The 16,355-nt window shown below is 51.9% G+C and carries 14 protein-coding genes and 1 riboswitch; of the genes, 7 read left to right on the top strand and 7 right to left on the bottom strand.

The annotated features are described in order from the left end of the window. Nucleotides 1-769 precede the first annotated feature (769 nt). From ACOYW1_RS06100 to ACOYW1_RS06080, 5 genes are all read left to right on the top strand, one after another. Entirely contained in the window at nt 770-2,809 is a 2,040-nt protein-coding gene (locus tag ACOYW1_RS06100) for a hypothetical protein (protein WP_482422073.1), read from the top strand. 196 nt (nt 2,810-3,005) lie between these two features. Then, the gene (locus ACOYW1_RS06095) at nt 3,006-4,463 is read left to right on the top strand and encodes an enolase C-terminal domain-like protein (protein ID WP_482422072.1); all 1,458 of its coding nucleotides are present in this window, start codon (nt 3,006-3,008) and stop codon (nt 4,461-4,463) included. Next, on the top strand, nt 4,460-4,660 hold the full coding sequence (locus tag ACOYW1_RS06090) for a hypothetical protein (protein WP_482422071.1): 201 nt from the start codon (nt 4,460-4,462) through the stop codon (nt 4,658-4,660). Before ACOYW1_RS06095 ends, ACOYW1_RS06090 begins: the two co-directional genes overlap by 4 nt. 70 nt (nt 4,661-4,730) lie before the next feature. Continuing rightward, entirely contained in the window at nt 4,731-5,048 is a 318-nt protein-coding gene (locus ACOYW1_RS06085) for an alpha/beta fold hydrolase (RefSeq protein WP_482422070.1), read from the top strand. Between the two features lie 472 nt (nt 5,049-5,520). Next, entirely contained in the window at nt 5,521-7,902 is a 2,382-nt protein-coding gene (locus ACOYW1_RS06080; protein ID WP_482422069.1) for a PAS domain-containing sensor histidine kinase, read from the top strand. A 184-nt stretch (nt 7,903-8,086) separates the two neighbouring features. Here the strand turns inward: ACOYW1_RS06080 and ACOYW1_RS06075 are convergent, their stop codons facing one another. From ACOYW1_RS06075 to ACOYW1_RS06045, 7 genes are all read right to left on the bottom strand, one after another. Beyond that, nucleotides 8,087-8,329 (bottom strand): DUF5320 domain-containing protein, encoded by a 243-nt coding sequence (locus ACOYW1_RS06075; protein WP_482422068.1) that lies wholly within the window; start codon nt 8,327-8,329, stop codon nt 8,087-8,089. Continuing rightward, nucleotides 8,316-8,720 carry a NifB/NifX family molybdenum-iron cluster-binding protein gene (locus tag ACOYW1_RS06070; protein WP_482422067.1) on the bottom strand — a complete coding sequence of 135 codons (405 nt, stop codon included), beginning with the start codon at nt 8,718-8,720 and terminating at the stop codon, nt 8,316-8,318. Before ACOYW1_RS06070 ends, ACOYW1_RS06075 begins: the two co-directional genes overlap by 14 nt. Nucleotides 8,721-8,976: 256 nt before the next feature. Continuing rightward, on the bottom strand, nt 8,977-10,311 hold the full coding sequence (locus ACOYW1_RS06065; protein WP_482422066.1) for a sigma-54 interaction domain-containing protein: 1,335 nt from the start codon (nt 10,309-10,311) through the stop codon (nt 8,977-8,979). Between the two features lie 258 nt (nt 10,312-10,569). Further along, nucleotides 10,570-11,781 (bottom strand): FG-GAP repeat domain-containing protein, encoded by a 1,212-nt coding sequence (locus ACOYW1_RS06060; protein ID WP_482422065.1) that lies wholly within the window; start codon nt 11,779-11,781, stop codon nt 10,570-10,572. A gap of 129 nt (nt 11,782-11,910) precedes the next feature. Continuing rightward, a riboswitch (cyclic di-GMP riboswitch) is annotated at nt 11,911-11,990 on the bottom strand. Nucleotides 11,991-12,205: 215 nt separating this feature from the next. Next, a complete protein-coding gene (locus ACOYW1_RS06055) occupies nt 12,206-12,844 on the bottom strand; it encodes an HAD-IB family phosphatase (RefSeq protein WP_482422064.1) in 639 nt (212 codons plus the stop codon). Between the two features lie 715 nt (nt 12,845-13,559). Next, the gene (ttcA, locus tag ACOYW1_RS06050) at nt 13,560-14,333 is read right to left on the bottom strand and encodes a tRNA 2-thiocytidine(32) synthetase TtcA (RefSeq protein ID WP_482422063.1); all 774 of its coding nucleotides are present in this window, start codon (nt 14,331-14,333) and stop codon (nt 13,560-13,562) included. Beyond that, entirely contained in the window at nt 14,326-15,036 is a 711-nt protein-coding gene (locus ACOYW1_RS06045) for a histidine phosphatase family protein (RefSeq protein WP_482422062.1), read from the bottom strand. The genes ttcA and ACOYW1_RS06045 overlap by 8 nt, the downstream gene beginning before the upstream one ends. A gap of 608 nt (nt 15,037-15,644) precedes the next feature. Here ACOYW1_RS06045 and ACOYW1_RS06040 point away from each other — a divergent pair. After that, nucleotides 15,645-15,971, top strand: a complete 327-nt coding sequence (locus ACOYW1_RS06040; protein WP_482417095.1) for a hypothetical protein — start codon at nt 15,645-15,647, stop codon at nt 15,969-15,971. An 89-nt stretch (nt 15,972-16,060) separates the two neighbouring features. Continuing rightward, nucleotides 16,061-16,345, top strand: coding sequence for an integration host factor subunit alpha (locus ACOYW1_RS06035; RefSeq protein ID WP_482417096.1), 285 nt, complete (start codon nt 16,061-16,063; stop codon nt 16,343-16,345). The last annotated feature ends 10 nt before the right edge of the window (nt 16,346-16,355 follow it).

The following is a 16,355-nucleotide window of genomic DNA, read 5'->3' as shown; positions in this document are numbered from 1 at the left end:
CCAAACCGAGATGCCTTTGAAGTTACGTCAAAGATTTACTTTTCTAGTTTTACTGTATATAGCCATATACAGAGGCGCTTTAGGGGTCGCTGGCCACCGGATAGAGGTTTAACGGTGATGCCGCGCACCCCGGCAGAAGGAAAGCTCGCCCTCACTATCAGGGAATAAAACCAAACCAAATGAAAAAAAACCGATGCCGCAGGGGCCACGTGAGCCACCTGCGACGGCAGGGCTGCGCATGCAGGCTCAGGGGATATCACCATGCCCATGAGCTATGTGTTATGGGAAAGAACAAGTGTGCCGGGCAAATGCTATTTTCATCTCGCCACATCGACATAACGATCCATGGCAAGAGACACAAACACTTGTCACGATACAACTCAGTGTTTTCCACCCACTGCCCTGACCGCCGAACATCATCATCGCCCAAGGTAACAGAAAGCTCCTCATCCAACGCTTCACACCTAAGCCGATCACGATTTTTCGAAGGATTCCTTCGAGATAGGAACACAACTTTTTTTTTAATTAATCCCAGCGTGGTGAACACGTACGGACCTGAAAACTCTACCGAAGCATGGAGCAGTGTAAGCTTCCCCTCCCAACGTCACCACATGTGCGGCGTAAAGAGACAGATGGAATCGCGACAACGGCAATACAAGGCATTGCATTACCGGCTGACCTGTTTACGGGGTGTTTTACAATCCGAATTCAATCCGAAACCCATGCGTGCACCGCGTTGGGGTCTATCCATGACAAAGGAGAACGTACCATGACCGCATCGCAAGCAGTATTGACCCTCAACTTGCCGTCACGCAACGTCAACAAAAAATCAACAAAACAGTTAAAAGGAAAGGAGGTAAGCAAAAAACACCTGATCAACGCTCTCAATCACATCAACTTCAAGGAAGAGAGCGTTACCCTTGTGTTTACAGAGCCATACAATGATACATCATTCCGCATCGAAGCATACCCCATGCCCGTGTTGAGCGATTACCCCACCTTCAAGCCCCTGCAACCCCTTCCCCAAGGGGTTTTCCCGGAGCACCTTACCGGCCTTATCATCCCCGATGGAAACGGCGAAATTCACGCGATTCCCCTTCTGCGAGCTGCAAGCTCAACAGGGCTGAGCATCGTCTTGCCCAAAACAGGCCAACGGGTACAGGGTTCATTCAGGGACATCCGGGTTCATTTCCTGCAAAGGGGAATCAAATTCAAAGGGAGCCTGACGTCCCTTGAGCCCGATGCCATCGAAATCACACTCTCTCCCTTGAGTGCCCACTATCTCAGTGGGATCACCCCCGAAGAGACCCTGAACCTCACGTTTTGCAAAAAAAAGATCCCCCTTTTTCAAACCGAAGCAAAATTTCTGAGAATGGAATACCATGGAGAGAGCGTCATTATAAACTTAAAGCCAGCAAAATCGATACCTGATCCCCACACTGGTCAATGTTTTGGAAAAAAGTCATTTGAAATGATTCCTGCTCCTGACTTTGTATTCTCTCACCCCTTGACAGAAACCGTGTGTACAGCTGTTATTGATTCGCTTTCGGCAGTAGATATGCACCTTACACTCCACCAAGAAACCCCTCCTCTTATCCCTGGAATGTTACTGAAAGATGCTGCAATTACACTTGGCGACCTCTATAGATTACCATTAACGGCTCAAGTAACAAAATGCTGCACTCAAAAGTACAAAACTAAAAAAGAAGAAAAATGTCACATCTCATTTCTGGAGATGTCACCTGAAAACCATAGAAAACTCCAGACCATGGTTCATAAAGCAGAAAACAGAGATATTCGGATATGTTATCCATTAGAAGAGGATGATTTATGGCGTTTTTTTTTTGAAACAGGCTTTATTTACAAAAATAAATACAGACTATTTCTTGAAAACAAGAAAAATATAAAGAAAACCTATGAAACAATCTACTCGACACCATCAAATGTTACTTGTCATGTTGCGTATCAAGAAAATGGAAGAACAATGGGACATATTTCAATGCTCAGATATTCAGAAGGAGCTTGGCTTGTTCATCACCACGCAGCTTTAAAAGGTGCATCTATAAGAGTTGGACTTGGTGTTCTTAACCAAATTGGAAACTACATTATTGCATCGCAATATATCCAACCTGACTGCTTTAAATATCTAATATGCTATTTTAGGCCGGAGAATCATTTTCCTAACTTTTTTTTCGATGGCTTTAGAAAGAAAAAAAACGACCCTAAAATCTGTTCCTCGGACTTATTTGCATATGTCTATTTTAAAAGCGAGAGTAATGATGATACAAAATTCCCAGACGAATGGAAACTAAATGAAGCGACCGAAAAAGACCTGACTGAACTGGAGGCATACTACAATCAGACATCTAAAGGTATGTTAATTGAAGCTTTAGATCTTTTTCAAAGGCAAGCCCCTTTTGAAACTCTAAGAGAGCGATACAACCATGCAGGGTTAAACAGGAACCGGCAAATATGGGCCATTCGTCACAAAAACGTAACCGCAGCCATACTCATAGTAAACACATCCGATATCGCTCTTAACATGTCGGAACTTACCAACTGCATAAAGGTCTGCATTGTCAGACCAGACTTACTCGACAAACACACACTCACTAACGCACTAAATATACTCATAAAGAATTACAAGACACACCGAACACCTGTGCTTATTACCGTCTTACACTGGGTCGATCAGACTGGTTTCCACTATCAAAAACGATACCATTTCTGGGTACTAAACAATCGTTTTTTTGATGACTTCATGCAACACGTCGCCGACACAGCACCTTTATCCCATAGGTCACGCTAAACACTAAGTCCAAGATCAACATGCTTTCCATTTGAGACATCGAAAGCACTTAAAGAGTAACATAATCAAGCAATTTAAAGAATTCCAATCAAACTCATTGCAGTACGAGTTCACTGATAATATCGTAGTTTCCGCTTTGGCTAAGTAGCCCGCATGAAGCTTCAATGTCTACAGAATTAAATAGGACAAGGAACAAATGATGTACTCAAAATACCAATCAGAAATTGTTCAAATCCAATCAACAGCTCTTGAAATCCCCTTAAAAACAACAGTTCGCCACGCCAGTGCATCGCGAAAAAACGGCGAAAGCATATGGGTGCAAGCTCGCAGAAGAGAACTCACAGGGTACGGCGAAGGTTGTCCCCGCTCTTACGTTGCGGGAGACGATCTGGAAACGAGCCTGGCATGGGTCTCCCAGAAATTCGCAGACGATGCTCTCTCTATTCGCAACATTGAAGATATCACCCGGTGGGTAGATAATAACAACGCGCTTATTGATACCTACCCATCGGCCTGGTGCGCTGTGGAAACCGCACTCCTCGACCTTTTTGCACAGGAACGTTCCCAGTCGGTGGAGAAACTCTTAAGCCTTGCCGAACCCGAACTGTCCACCCGGTACTCTGCTGTACTTGGCAACGAAAAGCCCTGGAAATTTAAAGGACAGATCGATCTCTACCTCACCAAGGGAATGACGGACTTCAAGGTAAAGCTCTGCGGAGAGATGGAAAAGGACCAAGAAAAACTGACTATTTTAGAGACACTGGCAAAGGAACACCAGGCCGAGGGAATCAGGATACGACTGGACGCAAACAACCTTTGGGAGGAGGACCTGGCCGGAGCCGTCTCCTACATCAACCAACTCAAGGGCGATTTTTTCGCCGTTGAAGAACCTTTAAAGGCGAAAATGCCAAAGATGCTAAGCCAGTTTTCTGTAGAGACGGGACTCCCTGTCATCTTGGATGAAAGCCTCTGCACCATAGGAGAATTAGAAAGCTATCGCGACCTTCCCGGACAATTTATCGCCAACATCAAAATATCGCGTGTAGGCGGGTTGCTAAGGACCAAAGCACTCATGGACACCCTGCACTCCATGGGGTGGAAAATCATTATCGGGTGCCATGTCGGAGAAACATCCATACTCACCCGATGCGGACTGATTGCGGCATCCATGGCCGGAAAATCCCTCATTGCCCACGAGGGGGGCTTCGGAGACTACCTGATGGACCGTGAGCCTGCTTTCCCCACCCTGACTTTCAGCAGAAAGGGCACCCTCAACCTGCGCCGGCCCTACTTCCTGAAAACGGCCCGGGGCTTGGAATGCGTCCCACCGGATACATGGAGCAAGGGCCTGGGCGTCAAAGGAAGAATGCCTAAACAGATAAATGACGGGTCCCCCCGCATCGCAACCCTAACAATGCCCGACGGGTACCCTATTCACTACCGAATCTGGGGAGAAGACAAGGGGAAAGACGTCGTTCTTATCCTCCACGGAGGGATGAGTCACTCGGGCTGGCAGGCTCCTTTGGCCGAGGCGTTACGAAATCGCCGCGACAACATCACGATCATGGCTGCCGACCGGGAAGTTGCAGCGATTGAAACCGTGGTGACTTGGGAACCATCCACCACGTCATTGACGATGTGGTTCGGCACGTGACCTTCCTTCAGAAGCACTTTGACCGCGTACACCTTGCTGGGTGGTGCCAGGGTGCACAATACGCAACCATCGCCGCAGCAAAGCTTACAAAAAAAACGGACAGCCTGATTCTTATGACACCGGGATTCTTCTGGAACGAGCGGTTCCGTTCGGTGATTACCATTTCTGAAAATGTGATGATGGACATGATTTTTTAAAATTTAACCTCAGCACCAAATCGGATGGTTCCGTAGCTTTCCCATCCCTATGGAGCCTGCGGACTTCACCATGAATGAGTCGTGGCTTGATTATATTGAGGGCGACACACTCAAAACGACAAAAATCACACTTAAATCAGCCAACATTATGGATGAAATTCAAAACCTTGCAATTTCAGCAATTCGAGAACACACATGCCCAACCATTGCCATACTCGCAAATCATGATCGAATTGTAGACAACAAGAAAATCGTTTCTGTCATAGGCAACCAGTTTGATACCAACACAAGCAACACACTCAAATTCATCGATACGGCTCATGCATTGCAATTTGAAAAGCCACAACAGGTAGCTCAATTTATCGATGAATTTCTAAACAAAATTTAGCCATAGAGAACCAACACCACCCACCTCCTGCAAAGGCGTTGTAATGCCTTTGCAGGAGAATAAAAAATAATTCATCTAATCTCTTGCATTGACTATTTCCACCACTGGCATACCCAATCCTCGGACATTATCAGTTTAATACCTGGGGAATTAATGTTTATCGGCATTGTTCATCAGAAGCCTCTCAAGCAAGAAATACTTGACGAGATGACGAAAGGCTCATAAATATAAAATTTACTGACCTGTAACAGAAGATAATATTAAGTTTCATACCACTTTTAATTCTTGAGTAATACCGATACAACATCAAATCTGGAACACACATCAACAGAGTCACAAAAAACGACAATGTTCTACTTCACTCAAGAATGTTTTTTTTATATGCGTATGGTAAGATAATAATTTCGAAGTTGATTTTCACGATATCTTCCACGACTATTTTTTTGAAACCAATGAACGGTCACGATAAGCCATGCTTGAAAAGCAAAAAAATAAAACGTACCAATTAACAGAGTCCATTTGCCCACACACCGGGCTGACAACATATACCTGCCCTGAATGGACCGACCTTATTTTCGGAGAAAGTTATTTATTTTCTTTGAAAATCATTGGGGATTGTATTTTATTCGTCAAAATAAACGGCTTTTCGACCCTCGACGTCGTTGCAGAATCGACGGACTTTACCAAAAGTATTATCCACGCTTATTTGCCCAAAGAAAAAGAGCTATTTTATATTGGTGACTTTACAGGCGTCACCGGAGTGACAAAAGAGGCCAGAAAATATTATATCAATTATTTAAACAACCTCAGACAACTCAAAACCTTTGTACTATGCTCTCCATCCCCCATAATGATGCTTGCAGCCAACCTTACGCGGCAGTTTAGAATCATCAAATTCGGCCTTACTGTTGAAAAAAACTATTCCGCTGCCGTAAAGCAAGCAGCATGGAGAGCACAAGCTTTTCATGGCACGGCAAATGTTAAAAAAAATACTATCGAAGATATTCGTTTAACTGAAAACCAAGAAAAAAAGCCTTATGGCCGGAAGATAAATCGCATAATTCAATCCACTTTCCCATTCTTTCAAAAAGCAAAAGAAGAATTTATTCCACTCAAACGCTTTACCCGAAAGACTTGGCAAGCTTCATTTCCAGAATACTCTGTTCAATACGAACTGATTAACGACAACATAATTCACAAAATTTCCAAAGGATATCTCAGCGCTGAATATGTGTTGCCTGTATACGAGCTGCAAGAAAAAATATTCAAAAGCTGCGGGCTCTCTGGGCACCCATATTACCTTGTAAATGACATCAAAGAACTCAAGGGGTCATCCCTGAAGGCAAGGAAAAAACACTCTCGCTTGTTTGCCGAGTGGATTGAGAAATACCCAGAGATATGTCAAGTGATTGTTTATGGTGCAAACCGGCTTTTGCGGGCAGGATTAAGTGTCGCAGTTTACAACAGTCCATTTTCGTTTGTGTTTGCCGATAGCTTCAATGAGGCAATGGAAACAATCCAGCAACATAAAGAAAATAAATCTTTCGCAACATCCGGTCTTTTTACGAAAAAAGTGGGCCGAAAAAACGCGGTTAAACACTATGCCGATGAACTCAACGGTTTTTTAGGCAACATCAACTGGGAAGTCGAAGGCGGTAAAGAATTAACTGAGCCCAAGGACGATGAGCACCCTTTTAAAACGGTTTATGATGCCATCGCTTTAATCAAGTCGGACATTGATGAACTGTTCCGAGATCGGACCATGGCCCAGGTGGCACTGAGGGAGAGTGAAGAGATCGCGCGGGCCCTGCTCAACGCCACCAGCGACCTGGCCTTGCTTATCCAGTCCGACGGCACCATCATCTCCGTCAACAAGGCTTTTTCCGCATTTATGAAACAAAATCAAATCACGCTGAAAGGGGCCCGAATCGCTGACTTTTTCCCAGAAGCCATGGTTGACACAACCACCACCCATCTCAAAGGGGTACTCATGACAGGGGAACCGGCTCTTTTCGAGAGCCAGTTAAACGGGCTGTACTACCAGAACACCATCTACCCTGTGTTCAACTCCGAAAAAAAAGTGGATCGCCTGGCGCTCTATTCCAGGGACATTACCGGTTTAAAGTTGGCCCACGAGCAGATCCATTTGCTGACGCAAGAGCTCATCAAAGCCCAGGAAAACGAACGACGGCGCATCGCGCGGGACCTCCACGACAATGTAGCCCAAGACCTGGCGTCCCTTATCATCCGAAGCGACACCCTCTTTGAAAATCACAAGGACATCCCCTGGGATGTGAGAAAACGCAATAAAAAGTTCTCTGAAATCCTGAAGAATACCATTGCTTCCATACGGGACCTTGTCTATGACCTGCGGCCACCTGGCCTGACGGACATCGGCCTTGTGAAAACCATCGACCAGTACTGCGTCGAATTCAGCGGTAAAACGGGTATTGCGGTAGACCTCTACACCGCAGGCCTTGAGAGAATCAAGCTTGATACCGACACCAAGATCAACCTGTTCCGAATCATCCAGGAGGCCCTGAACAATGCCTCCAAACATGCAGAGGCCAGCATCATCAAGGTGCGTTTGCTCTGTTCCCACCCGGACATCATCCTCCGCATCGAAGACAACGGTCAGGGCTTTGACCCCGAGGTAAGAATGGTGTCTGCCCTGAAAGAAAAACGAATGGGCCTTAAAAGCATGGAGGAGCGGGTCAACCTCCTCAGCGGGACCCTGACCCTCCACTCCCGTGAGGGGTCGGGCACAAGAATCCTGGTAAAATGCCCGGCAGGTCTCACCATTGAAGAGGATGAGGACCTATTCGAAGAAAGACCCCGGGAGCTCTCCCGATAAAAAAAAGCGGGAACGACCTTTGTGAAAAGCTCGTTCCCGTCTCTTGAAATTCGCGGGTGTATGCCCTCTCTCCGGGCAAGACCGGCCTTATGGCCCGACACTGCAGAGTTCACCGTTGCATCAGGCCGTTTTTTTTTGCCGATCTCACAGCCTCCGGGCAAAACCGTCCCGGTAGATTTCGTGCTTAAGACTCGTCGGAGGGGGTCTCCTTGGGTGGTGCCGGCATGGGGTTACGACCAAAGCCAGCTCCCATGCCACCTCTGCATCGCCCTCCTCCGCCGCCACCACGACCGCCTAAGCCGCGACCACCCCGGCCACCGCCTCGGCCACCTTGCTGAATTCCCTGATTGCTACGTGCGCACGGGCCGGTTCCCCAGCCGGTTTGCGGTCCTTGTCCATTGGGTCCTGTTCCATCACCTCGAGGCATGGCGTCCTCCTTTACATTGATGTTGTCCTTTTCCGCGTCCATCCCTTCTCCGTCGCCTCCTTCCGCAACCCGGCATCCGAAAATGATCGGGTACTGTTCCGGTGTCAAGGCGCACTGCGAGAAGAGCGTCCGCATCGCCTGCGAGAAAATCGTGGGTCACAATCCCCCCTGCCTCCAGCATCATCCGGATCGGCCGGGAAACAGCCCCGCAGATCAGCTCCGAGACCCCCGCCGTTACCAGCCAGTGGATCTTTCCCGCTGGATCCTCAGGGACCCTCTCCATGGTCCGGCGTACCACATGGTTCCCCTCCAGCTCCACGAGGAGCAGGGTGGTTCCCACATCAAACACCGGTGCTATCCGATTCTGCCATACGCAGAGAGCGATTATCATCGCAGACCTCCTTTCTTACCCGGAGAAAAATGCATAAACGATGCCAAAAGGTTTTCCCGTTCTCAACACATCGATATCATGCATCATAGTTTCAAAACCATCTTCACACAGGCCTGCGGCAACTGTCGCAACCTTGCATCACCCCCTGTTGCAACCGTCGCAATGGTGCAACAGGCCATACAGGATAGGGCAAGCCATGCCGTTCGCCCGTACCGAATGGTTGCCCTTTTTCCTTGTGACCACCGGCCCCATTTTTCTATGTCCGGTGTCCTGTTTCCCCATACCTTGCCAGTTTGCGGATGAGGGTGCTCCGATGAATACCCAAGATCTTGGCGGCCGCCGTGCGATTCCCGTCGGTACGGGACAGAGCGTCACGAATCATGCGAATCTCCGCTGCATCCCGGCCTGACGCACCAACCCTTCCTGTTTTTTCGCCTTCAGGAGTCTCCATGGCGGCCTTCCGGCAATATTTCATTGGTGCACAGCCCGCGGCCCGCTCGATGCGGTTTTCAAGCTCCCGAACGTTTCCCCGGCCAGTCGTGGGCCAGGAGCCGTTCCATGGCCACAGGATGAATCCGCATCTCTTCGTGCCCGGCAAGTCGCCCAAACCGTCGGGCAAACCGGTCGGCCAGATCGGGGATATCCTCTTTGCGTTCGCGCAGAGGGGGCAGATGAAATTGGATCTGACATCCAGCCGCCACAACAGATCCTCTCGAAACAGCCCCCGTTGAACCAGGGATGACAGGTCCTGATGGGTCGCGGCAAGAAACCGCGCATCGGTGCTGTCGGTCCGCCCCGTCCCCAGGGGCTCGTAGGTTCGTTCCTGCAACAGCCGCAGCAGCCTCACCTGAAAGGCCGACGAGATGTCTCCGATCTCATCCAGAAAAAGGGTTCCTCCCCCGGCCTGGGCAATGCGGCCTTGCCGCTTGCGATCCGCACCGGTGAAAGCCCCCTTTTCATGCCCGAAAAGCTCGTTTTCAATGAGGGTATCGGGGAACGCCGCACAGTTCAGGGCAACAAAGGGGGCTGAAGCCCTGGGGCCCGCCCCGTGAATGGCTCGGGCCAGCACCTCTTTGCCGGTACCGGACTCCCCGGTGATAAGCACCGTACTCCTGCTGGCCGCCACCTTGGGCAGTATGGCGAAAATCTGCTGCATCTTCGGACTGCGGCTTGTGAGGTCCCCGAATCGCCGCATGGCCTCCCGGATCCGATCCGTTCCCACGGACTCCCGAAGGTCCCGAAAGGTCTCGGCAGCTCCCAGGACCTTGCCATCGGCGTCTCTCAAAATGGCCGTGGAGAGTCGCACCGGAACCCGCTCCCCATCGGCATCCACAAACCAGGCAGGGATATCCAGAAGCGATTTGCCCTTTTCCATGGTCTGTCTCAACGGACAGGCCGACTGACAGAGGCTTGCACGCAACACCTCGCAACAGGGCCGCCCAAGCGCCTCCTCACGATCCACACCGGTAATGGCTTCGGCTGCGCGGTTGAAACTGGTAATTCGCCAGGCTTCGTCCACGGTGAACACGCCGTCGGAAATACTCTCCAAAATGGCAGAGGTCATGGGATCTGTGGGGTGTGATGAATTCATGGTAACCTTATAAGGATAAAAAACAGTCCTTGGAAACTGAAACGTCGGCGCCGTGGGTAAAGGATCGGAGGCCGTGTGCCCTCCACTCCCGGCAGCAATTATGAGCATATACTCAAAATATACCCGCAATGCTCCCTTTGCAAGGGCATATGGTATGGAAAAGCCACCCTAATCCAGATATTTCATGGAAAAACGATCAACCCAATTCGATAAGGAGATGTTGCTGTGAGTTATCTTTGGAAAAATGCCGGGCGCGATTCATTCCCGGGAATCTTCTCCGTTGCCCGCCCCTTGGGCTGCCTTGGGGTCCAGGGCCTTTGCAATGGCGCCCCCCAGGGTTTTGAGCGACAGGAGTGCATCGGACAGATCCACGTCCTCCTGATGGGCCTGGGGCACAGCGCGTCCCACTTGGAGTGGCGGTGACTCAGGCTGAAGAGAGGGGTTCTCCAAAAAGGCCAGGCGACCCTGGCTGCTTCCCACAACAATATCCAGATCGGTGTCACCGTCCAAATCCAGGGCGGCAGGCATGGTGGCAATCCCCACGGACAACGCCGCAAAGGGGCACCGGGATGGCTCCCTGAGCACAAAGGTCAGGGGACCGCCAGATGCCGTGGTATTTTCAATCCATCGGAGCCCCCCGCGGATCTCGCCGGACACCACGTCCAGATCGCCGTCACCATCCACATCCAGAACAGCTGGACTGGAGTTGTCCCCAACATCAATGCCGAAGAAGGGATTCAGCCGCCCCATCATCTCTGCATAGACGGGCACCCCTTCCTCAACAAGCAGGTTCCGACAATAGCGAAACGTGCCGGACCGATCGCCGAAAATCAGGTCCGCATCGCCGTCTCCGTCGAAATCGCCGAAGGCCGGTGTGCCCTGCCATTCGGACGAAATGCCCGCAAAGGGATTTTCTTCCTCGGGCACCATCTGGAAGTCGGGAGCCACAGGGCTCCCCTGATTTTTCAGAAAGACCATTCTGTTCAGGTAAACCGATGACACGCGGGTGTCCATGGGACGAAAATCAAACCAGACGGCATCGGTATCTCCGTCATTGTCGATATCGGCAAGGGCCACACAAGGGGTATCGCTTTCATAGGACATGGTGACGGCATCCAAAGGATTCGCGGAAACACCTGAAGCTCCTCCCCCCATAGCGGCGCAGGCCAGGGCCGTCACCCGCTTTCCATACGCCCCCACATACAGCTCGGCCCACCCGTCGCCGTTCAGGTCGGCGGCCGTTGGTGACAGGTTGCGCCCCAGATTACGGCTGCAGGAAGGGATAACCGTGTCGCTGAACCGGTCCCAGGAGATGAATGTAGCATCCGGCACCTCGCTTCCCGCAGCATTGGGCGCGCCAGCGCAAAACACAAAGAGGCAGGCCACCATCACCCATGATCTAGTCCAACACCCCATGGCCCGGGGTGTACTGGACCCCACGGGCACCCGACGACAACACTGCGAACTCATACGCATCCCCACGAAAAAAGAGACTACCGAAGGGAAACGGGCCCAGGCCCTCACCGGCCACGCACCCCGTCCGTATAGACGAGAGCCATAAAAAAAGCCCATCCCATGGGGATGAGCCGAAATCACCCGGGGGGCAACCCGGCTGTCTTGACCCACCAAGACCCGTGGCTTTCCGTCCCCGCCTCACGACGGGTTTGGCTTGTTTCCCTTTCCTGCACACAAACTGCCGTGGCCCGACGTACCAGCGTCGGATTTAACGTGCTTCACCCGGCAGTTACAACATATACCGCCCCCCGTGGATTCATCCTTAGCACACCCCCGAGGAACGGACAATTTCTATTTCTACCACTCTATCCACTGCATGGCACGTCCGACAATGGCTGTCATTGCCGGAAGATAGCCCAAACGGCCACAGGGCAGCAACTCACTTCGTGTTCCACACCGAGGCCAGGACCTCCCGAACAGCATGAAAATCCGTCCAGGGATGGAACGGAAGGCAATGGGCCTCCATGTGCTCGGCCAGCTGCCGTCGGGCAAAGACCCGATCAGCCGTTTTGGCCATGTTGTAATCGGTAATGCCGTCGCCGATGGCCACGGACTCATCAAAGGTATAGGCAGCCATGACATCGGCCTTGGCCAGAAGCTCTGTCTCGCCGGGGAAATCGCTGACAACCTTTAAAAATGACCCGTTGACCTCAAGGTCCGGGGCATAGACAGCCGCGACCTTGTGGGCCAGGTCCCCAAGCTTTCGAAGCACCAGCCCTTTGAGCCCGCCGGAGATAACCACAAAGGGCACCTCCCGCTCGGCAAGCCAGTCGATAAGCTCCTCCAGCCCGGGTCTCATGGGAACCGTCTCGCAATGGTCCAGCATGGCCGGGTACTGCGAAGAGGGAATGGTCTCCAGGATCCTGGTGAGTCCCTCCCGAAGGGTGATGCTCCCGTCCATAACCCCGGGAAGCCAGGTTTTCACCGCCTCGGGTGCAAAGGTTTTGCATACGCTCACAAACCCGTCTTGCTCGGTGATGGTGCCGTCAAAATCGCAAAAAACAATACGCTGTACCAAAAACTGCCTCCCTGAAAATCTCTTTTTCGCCATAACACCAAATCGACGAACCCAATCCTTCACCCTTAGCCCTTAGCCTTTGGCCCTTTAGCCTTTTAACCCTTTGCCTTTAACCATTTGACCTTATTTTTCACCCTCTCGCCTCTCCCCCCTCTTCCTCCCGGGTCAGGGCGGAAAGGATCAGGCCCGCAAAGGAACCGGTTTTGGACTCAAAGAGCCATCCCATGTGGGAGCCGCATCCCCGGCAACCTGCCAGTCGCCACCGATACCCCGCAAACCAGGAGAATTCAGCGGACGAGTCCGAGGAGAAGCTGCAACCCGGAGCCGAGGCAAAGCATCCGATCTCGTAATAGAGCCCGTGGGGATTGGCAAAGCCGTGGGGTTACCTCCCACCTCCATGCGGTCGTTATCCCGCGTAATGGGAAACCCGCAGGTGGCGCAGACAATGACCACCCCGCCACCGGAGTGGCCCACCGCTTCGGTGGCGAGCCCCTTCTTGCGCGCGGGCTCCCAGGCCTTCCCGGTACGCCCTCCCTTTTTCCTCGGGCAATCCCTGGTTTCCATGGGAATAAAGCAACCTGTGCCCGCAGGGCAGGACAACGCCCGGGGAAACTCCCCGGCATGTGCAGGCGGATGTGTAGGCATCATGGCCATCGGCTCCTCATCGTTGGAGATACATGGGTTAACGGTCTACTTTACTCCGGACCGTTGCTGCTTAAAAGTCAAAAAGCGAGGTGTCCGCAAGATGGGAAGGGACCACGTGCCCCATCCCGTGAAAAATTTTCTCCACACGGCCGGGATGCTGTTTCCGCCACCCGGCAAGGATCTCTTTGATCTCGCGCCTTTTTTCGTTTTCACCTGCCCCGCACAGGTCCTTTGGCGCTGTTTCATACCCGGCAAGGCGCTGGTACCGGACGATATCCGCCTCAGCCACAAAGGCCATGGGCCGAATCACGGTCAAATCCCCTTTGCGTGTGACCAGCTTCGGAGGCATCCCCTTCATCATCCCCCCATAAAAAAGGTTGAGCAAAAGGGTCTCCACCATGTCGTCCATGTGATGGCCCAGAGCAAGGTGGGAAAATCCGTTGGATGCCGCGTGGGCATAAAGGGCGCCCCTCCTGAGCCGGGCGCAGAGGGCGCACATTTTTTTGCCGTCCGGGCATTTCTCCTGAAGGGTCTTCCATATATTCTGGCGAATCACCTCAAAGGGAAGGTCCACACCGGCCATGTGCCGGTGCAGAAACGATTCATCAAAGCCCGGGAACCCGTGGTCAAGGAAGACCACGGCCATCTCAAAATGCTCTTTGCACTGCCGTCGGTAAGAGACCATGAGATCCACCAGGGCCAGGGAATCCTTCCCGCCGGAGAGGCAGAGCATGACGCGGTCCCCTTCCCCCACCATGTGATATTCCCGAACGGCCCTGGCCACCCGCCAGGCAAGATGGCGCCGGAGTTTATCCCGCTGCTTTGGTTTCCTGTCCTCACCCATGAACCGCCGACATCTCCTTTACCGACCGAAGGGCCTCATCCACGGCAACGGGTTCCCGCTGGTGGTTGGCAGCCATAAGACGCTCACCGTCGCGGAACAGCACCACCCCTTCCAGGTATCCCACCTTGCCCCAGGTTTCATGGGCCAGCTGCAGGGCATACTCTTTAACGGCGAACAGATTCCAGTCATGGGTCACGGCCACGGTCAGGCCCGGAGCCCCTTCAGCAAGGCGCGCATCCGCAAAGGAAAGCATGACGGAGGCGGCATGGTCTGCAGGCTCCATCACCTCAGTGGGAAACGCCCCGTCCATCCAGCGCCGGATAAACCCGGTGAGGTCGTATTCCAGAATCAGGCCCACGGTGCGCTCGAAATCCTTTACATAAAATGGAGAGAGGGCCTCTTCGAGGGTATTGAGGTTATCCGCCGTGCAGCCGCTTCCCCGCTGCAGGAGGTAGGCGGTTTCAATGCACCGGCCTATGTAACTGGAGCACGGGGTGACGGGCATCTCTGCCCCGAGGCCTTGCCCAAAGGCCAGGGATGCCTGTTTGCCCTCGTCCGTCAGCCCCATAAAGGGCTCCAACCTGGGGTCGTCGCTGTAATGGCGTGCCGAATGCCGCATCAACACCACCTGGTTTGTCACCCCTTCATCCCGGAGGCGGCGCACCACCTCAACCGTCGCCCGGCCAAGCTCCTCATTACCCATATTCACTCCCATACACATTGAAACACCATGATTGTCAACCGCCCTCCACCCATGGCAACCCCTTCCCGGGATGCCCCGGGACAAATCCTTTTCCGCCGAGCATATGAATTTTAGAGCAGGAAATCAATTGCCAAGGGGCGCCTTGTCCCCGGAAGGCTTTCGGTAAAAAGCTGTTCCCCCGCATGATTTTCATATTGCATACCAAAAGCCTTGATGGGGGACAAACCCCTTGACAGGCAACCCTCAAACGATATAACCACACGTGGGTATGGGAAATCGTGACAGTTGCATCCCCGGAAGGGAACCGCATCGTGCATGACAGAAACCATCGTCACACGTTGGTCTCCCGGTATCGGGACTTGAAGTCGAGAAGATCTTTTACACTCAATGCTTGACAAGGATAACATATCCGTATATCTAAAAAAACTTTGTGTAAGAACATCCGTCACGGAGGCACAAAATCCTTCTTTCAAGGGGCGACGGCATACATCATGTCGTAGCCCATCCGCGTTGCAACACACCATGCTGTTGCAATCGTGGAATTAAGGGAGGCCGAGCCGTGGATGTCCGAAACAGCCACACAGACCAAGGATATCGTCAGCTGAGCTATGAATTGTATCGACGCCATTGAAGGAACGGCCAAAAAGGTGATCTCCGATTTTTATGCCATGCATGAATCCGGAGAGATGGATGACACCGAGTTTGCACGGAGCACACGGGTCCTCATCGACGGAACCGGCGAGTTCGTGGTGGACAACTGTGAAATCACGCCCAATCCCGAGTTGCTGAAAACCGTTTTGTTCGAATACGCGCGGGATCTTTGGAAACGTTCCCTCAAAGCCAAGGAAGAGGACAGGAGCGCCTCCTCCGTGGACCAGGGATACGACGATTATTATTTTGACTATATTTTCAGACACGGCACCTACCCCGATTAGGGGACGTCGGGTCTAAAACTCACCATATGTATTATCAATGCCCGCAAGTGGGGCATTCAAAGCAGCAAAAATTTCAGGAGTATGTTGGTATGACACTTACAAAAAACGACATTGTGATGCGCGTAAGCGAGATGGGATTTTCAAAGCAGCGTTCCGTAGATATCATTGAGAGACTGCTGGCCATCATGAAAGACACCCTGGCCGTAGGCGAGGATGTCCTCATCTCCCGTTTCGGCAAGTTCTGCATCAAAACCAAGGGTGAGCGAAAGGGCCGCAACCCCGCCACCGGAGCCGAAATGATCTTACGGGATCGCAAGGTAGTGACCTTCAAGTGTTCCGGTAAACTCCGCGACAAAATCAACGGTGACGACTAACCTCAACCGC

This window comes from Desulfoluna sp. CYM3A, from assembly GCF_056829965.1.
Note: the sequence above shows the minus strand (reverse complement) of the source record. Positions and strands in the feature narration are given on the sequence as shown.

Bases quoted from the DNA above. Each gene is read 5' to 3' on its own strand.
- ACOYW1_RS06100 (WP_482422073.1), top strand. From the start codon at position 770: ATGACCGCATCGCAAGCAGTATTGACCCTCAACTTGCCGTCACGCAAC.
- ttcA (WP_482422063.1), bottom strand. From the start codon at position 14,333: ATGGGTGAGGACAGGAAACCAAAGCAGCGGGATAAACTCCGGCGCCAT.
- ACOYW1_RS06085 (WP_482422070.1), top strand. From the start codon at position 4,731: ATGAATGAGTCGTGGCTTGATTATATTGAGGGCGACACACTCAAAACG.
- ACOYW1_RS06080 (WP_482422069.1), top strand. From the start codon at position 5,521: ATGCTTGAAAAGCAAAAAAATAAAACGTACCAATTAACAGAGTCCATT.
- ACOYW1_RS06065 (WP_482422066.1), bottom strand. From the start codon at position 10,311: ATGAATTCATCACACCCCACAGATCCCATGACCTCTGCCATTTTGGAG.
- ACOYW1_RS06040 (WP_482417095.1), top strand. From the start codon at position 15,645: ATGAATTGTATCGACGCCATTGAAGGAACGGCCAAAAAGGTGATCTCC.
- ACOYW1_RS06075 (WP_482422068.1), bottom strand. From the start codon at position 8,329: ATGCCTCGAGGTGATGGAACAGGACCCAATGGACAAGGACCGCAAACC.
- ACOYW1_RS06045 (WP_482422062.1), bottom strand. From the start codon at position 15,036: ATGGGTAATGAGGAGCTTGGCCGGGCGACGGTTGAGGTGGTGCGCCGC.
- ACOYW1_RS06070 (WP_482422067.1), bottom strand. From the start codon at position 8,720: ATGATAATCGCTCTCTGCGTATGGCAGAATCGGATAGCACCGGTGTTT.
- ACOYW1_RS06035 (WP_482417096.1), top strand. From the start codon at position 16,061: ATGACACTTACAAAAAACGACATTGTGATGCGCGTAAGCGAGATGGGA.
- ACOYW1_RS06095 (WP_482422072.1), top strand. From the start codon at position 3,006: ATGATGTACTCAAAATACCAATCAGAAATTGTTCAAATCCAATCAACA.
- ACOYW1_RS06060 (WP_482422065.1), bottom strand. From the start codon at position 11,781: ATGAGTTCGCAGTGTTGTCGTCGGGTGCCCGTGGGGTCCAGTACACCC.